This window comes from Prevotella brunnea, assembly GCF_008016795.1.
GTDB classification, from domain to species: Bacteria; Bacteroidota; Bacteroidia; order Bacteroidales; family Bacteroidaceae; genus Prevotella; species Prevotella brunnea.
Genome location: NZ_SDIK01000093.1, coordinates 1 through 8,330, shown reverse-complemented (window position 1 = coordinate 8,330; position 8,330 = coordinate 1). Strand labels below are relative to the sequence as shown.

At 39.1% G+C, this 8,330-nt stretch carries 3 protein-coding genes and 3 pseudogenes; 5 read left to right on the top strand and 1 reads right to left on the bottom strand.

The genetic code is table 11. The annotated features are described in order from the left end of the window. Positions 1 to 191, top strand: a pseudogene (locus tag ETF27_RS10440) (IS256 family transposase); the annotation flags it as partial. A gap of 26 nt (positions 192 to 217) precedes the next feature. On the opposite strand, the pseudogene ETF27_RS10435 reads toward ETF27_RS10440, so the two are convergent. Then, positions 218 to 916, bottom strand: a pseudogene (locus ETF27_RS10435) (IS982 family transposase); the annotation flags it as partial. Positions 917 to 1,078: 162 nt separating this feature from the next. Here ETF27_RS10435 and ETF27_RS11780 point away from each other — a divergent pair. From ETF27_RS11780 to ETF27_RS11590, 4 genes and pseudogenes are all read left to right on the top strand, one after another. Then, positions 1,079 to 1,492, top strand: a complete 414-nt coding sequence (locus tag ETF27_RS11780; RefSeq protein WP_369406401.1) for a DUF6769 family protein — start codon at positions 1,079 to 1,081, stop codon at positions 1,490 to 1,492. 80 nt (positions 1,493 to 1,572) lie between these two features. Further along, on the top strand, positions 1,573 to 5,889 hold the full coding sequence (locus tag ETF27_RS10430; RefSeq protein ID WP_130828571.1) for a CusA/CzcA family heavy metal efflux RND transporter: 4,317 nt from the start codon (positions 1,573 to 1,575) through the stop codon (positions 5,887 to 5,889). Positions 5,890 to 5,893: 4 nt separating this feature from the next. Beyond that, positions 5,894 to 7,054, top strand: coding sequence for an efflux RND transporter periplasmic adaptor subunit (locus ETF27_RS10425; RefSeq protein WP_130828570.1), 1,161 nt, complete (start codon positions 5,894 to 5,896; stop codon positions 7,052 to 7,054). A gap of 143 nt (positions 7,055 to 7,197) precedes the next feature. Continuing rightward, positions 7,198 to 7,398 (top strand): annotated as a pseudogene (locus ETF27_RS11590) (IS982 family transposase); the annotation flags it as partial. Positions 7,399 to 8,330: the final 932 nt, after the last annotated feature.

The window sequence follows — 8,330 nt, the reverse complement described above, 5'->3', positions numbered from 1 at the left end:
GGCTCAACAGGAAGTACAGGAGAACCATCCAAATGAGAACATCCATGCCATCAGAAAAGTCCGTCATCTTCCTCCTGGCAGCCGTGGCGATGGAGGAAACAAAGACAACATATGAAAGGAGAATATATCAATTCAAAAACTGGAAAGAAAAGAATAAAATAACAGTGGAAGTACAGAGAAAGGAAAGATGAATTACACACTTTTAAGGACACTACCTAAGTTTGTTCTTCATGTTCGCTTTTAGACCATGTACGAGATGTATGCCTTGGTCGAACAAGGTTTCAAAGAGTTCCTTTTTGATATATCCTCTGTCAGCGAATACTTTTCCATACAAGACTTTTGTAAAAACGCTCCACACCCGTTTATCTCTGTCATCAACATTTGCCCCTGTAAGACAGAAGGTTATAACCTCGCCAGAGTCATTACAGAGCAGGTGCAGTTTAAAGCCGTGGCACCAACCCATAGTACCTTTTCCGTTCTTCGCGGAACCGGCAAACACCTTGTTGAAATAACGCCGTACATTATGACATACAGGTATCATGGTACTGTCGACAAACGTTATCCCTGTACATTTGCCAAAGGCATAAAGCTTCATAAACATCATCATCTGGAAGAAAACACGTGGCATTAGTTCCACGAAACGATTGTAGGATACAGCATCGGGAAACTCCTGCTTGAGTTGTCCGCGAATGCAGTTGAGGTAGTACTCCTTGAAGTTACGGTATGTACCGAAATGATAGCATATAAGAATTGTCATAATCTTGCTTTCAGAAAGACGACCTTTACGGTGTCTATAACGTTTTCCTTTGCCGTTATGTGTAGGTAGGAAAAGGTTGTTTTCGAGTTCGGTATTCAAATTTTTGTTAAATTCGTCTATAATACAGAATATTGCAGTAACTTTGTCTTTGGTAATCATCGCTTTAACTTTGTTTGTAACTTATTGATTATCACCTATAAAGATACAAGTAATAAGCGAGATTACCAACTTTTTAAGAACTTTTCTTATCCCGAACTCGCATAATAGATTATTAATCTTTGCAACCGAGTTGCAAGATTAAATGGATATCTTTGCATCGTGATGATGAAAAAAATATCCATATTTAGTATCTGGTTGGCAATCCTCATGGTGTTGTTTGTCTCTGTTTTGGCACATCATCATCACCCCAAAGAAGTATGCTTCATTGAAATGACATGCGCGTTGGATGGCAATGTTAATGATAGTCACACTGGCCACTCGACTTCGGGTCAAAGTTCTACACCAGACAATTGCTCTGTTGAACAAATCAAACACATTGTCAAAAACGAAAAGTGCGTTCAACAGATCACACAGACCATAGAGAAGCAATCACACTTATTGTATGTTTTCTCGCCGTATAAAATATTGTCAAACCTTGAAGCTTCAAAGTTTAACGAAACATCACAAGAGCCCTCTTTTCATCTGCTTGAGGTAAATATTGTCTCAAGTGGGTTACGAGCGCCTCCTCTCTCATAATTATATCCATTTTTTTTAAATAAATAGAATAAGACATGACGGTTGTTCTCAATATGTCATGTATAATTAAGTCATGAGATATGATCAATAAAATTATTTATTTTTCCATTAAGCATAAGTTCTTGGTGATACTCCTCTTGGTAATCATTATAGGTGGTGGCTTATATTCACTAAAAACCATCAATGTAGATTCTACACCAGATATCACCAATAATCAAGTACAGGTTATTACTGTGTCAGAAAACCTTTCAACAACAGATATAGAGCAGTTTGTTACTTACCCTGTAGAACTTGCCATGTCGAATCTTCCTGGTGTAATAGACATTCGTTCTATCTCTCGATTCGGTGTATCGGTTGTGACCATTGTGTTCAAGGATAATATGGATACCTATCTGCCACGCCAACTTGTTCAAGAGAAGTTAGAAGAAGTACGTGAAGAAATTCCAGAAGGCTTTGGCACTCCCCAAATGGGACCTATAACAACAGGGTTGGGTGAAATTTATCAATACACATTAGTTCCTAAAGACAGCAATTTATATAGTCCACAGGAATTGCGAACTATTCAAGACTGGATAGTTAAACGTCAACTGTCAATGATTCCAGGTGTTGTCGAAGTGAACTCTTTTGGTGGGAGTATAAAGCAATACGAGGTGGCTCTTAATCCGAATAGGCTCAATGCAATGAAAGTTACTATCAGTGAAGTATACGAAGCATTAAGCAAGAATAACATCAATACCGGTGGAGCCTATATCGAGCGCAACCACATGGCCAATTTTATTCGTGGTGAGGGAGTGGTTAAATCTATTGCAGACATTCAAAACATAGTTGTTAAGAATACGAATGGTATTCCTGTTCTGATACGAGACGTGGCCGATAAAGTTGATATTGGTTCACAAGTACGTTATGGCGCCTTTACCCAAAATGGGCATGAGGCTGTTGGTGGCATGATTCTGATGTTAAAGGGAGCAAACTCAGACAAAGTGGTTGATGCTGTTAAAAATAGAATGGAAAGTATCAAGAAATCACTTCCCACAGGTATTGAGATAAAACCGTTTCTCGATCGTTCTAATCTTATCGACCGTACAACGAGTACAATAGCTCGCAATTTGGTAGAGGGAGCCCTGATTGTCATTTTTGTATTAGTCTTACTACTCGGAAATGTGCGAGGTGGCATCATTACAGCTTCCGTTATTCCATTATCTCTATTGTTTGCCTTTATCATGATGAGAATCTTTGGGGTTTGGGCGAATTTAATGAGCCTGGGGGCTATTGATTTCGGTATTATTGTCGATGGAGCCGTTATTATTGTAGAGGGCATTGTATTTGAGATTGGAAAGAGGACTAAGCACCATCTTAAAGTTGACCAGACGGCCATGAATCAAATTAGTTACGATGCGGCATCCTCAATGATGAACTCGGCTTTCTTTGGTCAGCTGATAATTCTAATCGTTTTTACACCGATTATATTCTTGACAGGAATCAGTGGTAAGATGTTTTCACCTATGGCTTACACGTTCTCGTTTGCACTCTTAGGTGCGATCATACTCTGTTTAACCTATGTACCTATGATTTCGGCTCTTATTCTACGCCCCTTACATAATTCCGATAGTAGGATTGTCAGGTTTGAGAAGAGATTGGAGCAAGTAAGTAACAAGTTGATTACAAAAATCACGAGGGCGTATAATCCGCTGCTTCTTTTTTCACTTCGACATAAGACAGCAGTCATTCTCTCAGCTATAATCATGTTAGGAATTACGACCATCGCCTTTACGCGTATGGGTGGAGAATTTATTCCTGAGCTTGATGAAGGAGATATAGCAATGCAAACATTTCTTAGACCAGGAAGTTCTCTCTCTGAAACAATCAAGAGAGAAAAAGAAGTTGAGCGTCTGCTTTTGGATAACTTCCCTGAAATCAAAACAGTCTGTGCACGCATTGGCGTGGCTGATATTCCTACTGACCCTATGGGATTTGACTATACGGACAGTTTTATTATCCTTGAAAAAGACAGGAGTAAATGGACTTCGGCCACAACGAAGGAGGAACTTATTGAAAGGATAAAGGAAAAGCTCCAAATTTTACCCGGGCTAAACTTTTCTTTCTCTCAGCCAGTAGCACTTCGATTCAACGAACTGCTTACTGGTGTCCGCGAGGATGTAGCCGTAAAACTCTATGGTGACGACCTCGAAAAACTCAATAAATTGGGAAATCGGATGGTAAGCATTATTAGTAAAATATCTGGTGCCAAAGACGTGGCTCTTGAACGTACAGACGGATTACCACAGATTACAGTAAAATATGACCGGCAGCGCTTAGCACAATATGGAATGAATATTGCTGACCTAAACGGGTATGTGAGTTCTGCTTTTGCTGGCAGTTCTGCCGGAGTGGTATTTGAAGGTGAAAAACGTTTCGACCTTGTCATTCGACTCTCCGAGACGTATCGTAAGAGTATCGATAATCTTAAGCAACTCTATGTTGATCTGCCAAATGGGTCGCAGATACCCCTGAGAGAGGTAGCCAATATTAACTATGAGTCAGGTCCAATGCAAATATCACGAGATAAAGCCTCACGCAGAATCTATGTAGGAGTGAATGTGCGAGGACGTGATGTGGCATCCGTCGTCTCTGATATTCAAAAAAGTCTTGATGCTGAGTTGACTCTTCCTTCAGGTTATCGACTGGAATATGGAGGTGAATATCAAAATCTCCAAGAAGCAAAGGCACGCTTGATGATAGTTCTCCCAATAGCCATGGCACTAATTTTCCTTTTACTCTACTTTGCATTAAAATCATTTAAGCAGAGCTTGATGATTTATATGGCAGTACCTCTTGCTACGATTGGTGGAGTTTTAGCTTTGATATTGCGTGGTATGTCTTTTTCCATCTCGGCAGGTGTCGGCTTTATCGTGTTATTCGGTGTTGCAGTACTCAATGGTTTGGTACTCATTAACCGATTCAATTCATTAAAAAGTGAAGGTATGAAAGATATAAATCGAAGAATTATAGTGGGTACAAAAGAGCGCATACGACCTATCTTACTAACAGCAACAGCTGCAATGCTTGGCTTTTTGCCTATGGCGGTATCAGGCTCTGCAGGGGCGGAAGTGCAACGACCATTAGCCACAGTAGTTATTGGAGGGCTATTTACCGCAACACTACTTACGCTGGTCGTAATTCCATTATTATATGCATTAGAAGAAGGGGTAAATATTAAGAAAAAAAAGATACCGACGGCTATTACACTTACATTGGTCATGCTATTAATGACAAATGGTTCGAAAGCGCAAACTGTTAGTCTTCAACAAGCATTTCAACTTGCAGAACAAAATTACCCTACAATAAGGATAGCTGAACTTCGTGTCAATCGTGAGAAAACGATGATTAAAGGCGTAAATAACATAGGAGACACGGAGTTCTCAGCAGGTGTGGACGAACTCGGCAGAGGTAATGATGCTACCTTTTCATTATTATCTATCCGACAGAATCTGAATCTATTCGGTAAGAAGCAACGTACTCGTGCTCAAGAACAAGCAACAAGAACAGCTCGTGCAGAAGCAGCGTTGACAAAATATGACTTACAAAGAGCTGTAAGTTACGATTATGCCCAAGCGTACATTCAGAAACAGAGAATGAAAGTCTATGCAATGATTGACTCTATCTATCAGAATTTTGAACATGCCGCAAAATTAAAATATGAAATGCGTGAGACCTCGCAATTAGAATATTTAACAGCAAAGAAGAAAGCGATAGAGATGAAGGAAAATTTGAATCAGTCAACTTATGATTATCAAGTAGCAGTTAGATTGTTATCTCGATGGTTAGGAGAAGGAATTTACGAACCTTCTACCTCCCCAGAAGAAATATTCGCAGTATGCAATGACACTGTTCATCCAATATTGGCATTGCAGAAAGAAAAAATTAAACTGGCACAAACACAGATAGAAGTTGAAAAAACAAAAGTGCTACCAAATTTTTTCGTAGAAGCAGGGGCGCAGAGAAATGGAAATAGGTTAGGCTATTGGACTATAAATGTTGGTATGAGTATTCCCTTATTTAGAAATTCATATCGTGCACAGAAGCAAGCCATGGCCATGGATAAGGAGATTGAAGAGGCTTATCTCACCTTATCACGTCAACAACTTAAAAGTGTTCAAGAGCGTTTACAAACAGAAAATCTAAAATGGCAGACGAAACTCAAATACTTTCAAGAAACAGCATTACCAACAGCAAGAGAGCAACAACGAGGAGCAGCTTCCGCTTACCGACTCGGGGCAACTGACTATATTGGCTTTATCCAGACCATGGGCGATGCTGTGCAGACAGAGCTTGACTATTGGTCAGCTTACGAAAAATACATCAATACAAAGATAGATTTACAATATCCAAATATTTAAGACAATGAAAACAAAAAAATATATCTATATGGCCTCTCTCTTGCTTCTAATGGCTTGTGGCAACACCAAGAAGCAGGCCGAAAACAGTGAAGAGAATGCGTTGAAGGAACAGACCCAAGTAGTCCTCACTGACGAGCAAGTGAAGAAGGTGAATATTGAGGTTGGCCATCTTACAGAGATGGTTTTTGAGAATGCTATAGAAGCGAATGGAAAACTGGTTATCGATCCGCAAAGTGAAGCAACTGTAACTCCGCAAACGGGTGGAAATATCAAACAGATATTAGTTAAAGAAGGACAAATAGTGGCTAAAGGCCAGATCATCGCTTACTTGTCTCACCCCGACTTTGTTAACCTTCAGACACAATATCTATCATCCCTCAATCAGCAGAAGTATCTCTCGAAAGAGTTTGCTCGCCAGGCAATGATGATGAAAGAGGGGGTGGGTGCAGGTAAGGATTACGACCGTATCAAATCAGAATTAAAGATAGTTAATGGCGAATTGCAAATGTTATCCGCCCAGCTTAGAAAAATGGGTATTAATCCTTCCTCTATTCGCAAGGGAAATCCCAAGATGACAATCGCAATAAAGAGTCCTATCCGTGGCACTGTTGAGCAAATCGACGTGCAGACAGGCCAATATACAACTCCAGAAATGCCAATAATGAAGATTGTAAATACAGACAACATTTTTGCTGAATTACAGGTCTTTCTACACGATATTTCTAAAATAAAAGTAGGACAGTCTGTACAATTTAAACAATCCGACAACAGTGGGAAAAACTATAGAGGCAAAGTATATTCCATTGGTAAGACCTTTAACAATGAAAATCAGACAGTAGATGTGCGGGTAAATATTATGGGGGATAGAACTGGATTAATTGGAGGCATGTATATTCAGGCACAGATTGCTACAAATGCAATAAAGATGAAAGCTGTACCTTATGAAGCCATAGCCGAAAAAGATGGGAAATTTTATATCTATAAAGCCTCTCATCAGGGCTCAAGATGGAAGTTCTTCCCTGTTGGTGTCAAGAAGATAAAAGAAGAAAATGGATTTGTAGCAATAGAGCCTTTAGAGGATACAAAAAAACTTTCTAATATTGCTCAATCGGGTGCCTATTATCTTCTGTCTGAAATGAATAAAGGAGAAACCGGAGAAGAATAGAATAAAGCACCTATCTCTAATTGGTGTTTACTGAAAATTAACGTGAGTTCGACGAATTATAAGTGTCTATAAATTTGGTGATTAGCGAAATTTGTTGTAACTTTAAAGAACTAATATTCAAACAGTTACAAACAAAAATCGCTATGATCACCGAAGACAAAGTTACTGAAATATTTTGTATGGCAGATGACTTCTGCAAGTCTTTTGATGCAATGGTGGCAAAATATACGCTATAGCCTACTGGAAAAAGAAAGTATCATCGAGATTCCACGATGTCAAAGGCAGAAGTCATGCTAATAATGATTCTTTTTCACGACTCTGGTTATCGCTGCTTTAAACATTTCGGTACTGTTTTGCTCATAACGTTACAATAAATTTTGAATATGATTTTTATTTTCTGAATATACTTCCATAAAGGAAGGCAGGGAATTACCATCCAAAAACGGACACAAAGAATGGATCAGGACATCAAGGCGGTATGTGCTGAATATCTATACCTGTAATAATGCTTACGCAGATGTTTTCCAAACTGATTTTGGATAATGCCTACAACTTATGGGAATGATATTGTGTATTGCCTCAAGTCACATTGTGGGGTAAGGGGATATTGTAGGTAGAAGTGGGTGCTTCAAGCTCAAATTATCTGCAAATTCAGTAATGAGAGGACGTGTAAACGCAATAAGGACGTTCAAGGGCTTAGTTGCGGATTTGAGGCAAATTAATAAATATATTTTCAAAAATTGTCGATGTTTTAAGAAAAAATCATTAAATTTGTCAGCGAGTCCAAGTGTGCATACGAGTATGCATTCGTTATAAGACTCAGACATTTTACGAAGAGCGTTTGCTCGTTATTCTACGCTGAAATCTGGACAATTTCAAACGGAAAGAATAATGGATAAACTCTCACGCCAAGATTATTGTACCCGTTAGTGGGCATGATATATCTTTCAGGCGTGGGTTGTTGTTTGTTACTTTCCGTTGGCAGTCCAGAGCCTCAGCGTGGAAACGACAATAGTCCCACGCTTTTTCATACCCTTCAATCTATTAATCGCCTACTTCTGGGAACCCGTGGGCAAAATCATTCCTATGGAATAAGAAATATATTAAGGACCCATGAAGTTGATAAATCCAAAAGACCACCTTGACTGCGATTGCTAGGTAGTGTCCTTAAAAGTGTGTAATTCATCTTTCCTTTCTCTGTACTTCCACTGTTATTTTATTCTTTTCTTTCCAGTTTTTGAATTGATATATTCTCCTTTCATATGTTGTCTTTGTT

Coding starts and splice junctions, on each gene's coding strand:
- ETF27_RS11780 (WP_369406401.1), top strand. CDS start 1,079: ATGATGAAAAAAATATCCATATTTAGTATCTGGTTGGCAATCCTCATG.
- ETF27_RS10430 (WP_130828571.1), top strand. CDS start 1,573: ATGATCAATAAAATTATTTATTTTTCCATTAAGCATAAGTTCTTGGTG.
- ETF27_RS10425 (WP_130828570.1), top strand. CDS start 5,894: ATGAAAACAAAAAAATATATCTATATGGCCTCTCTCTTGCTTCTAATG.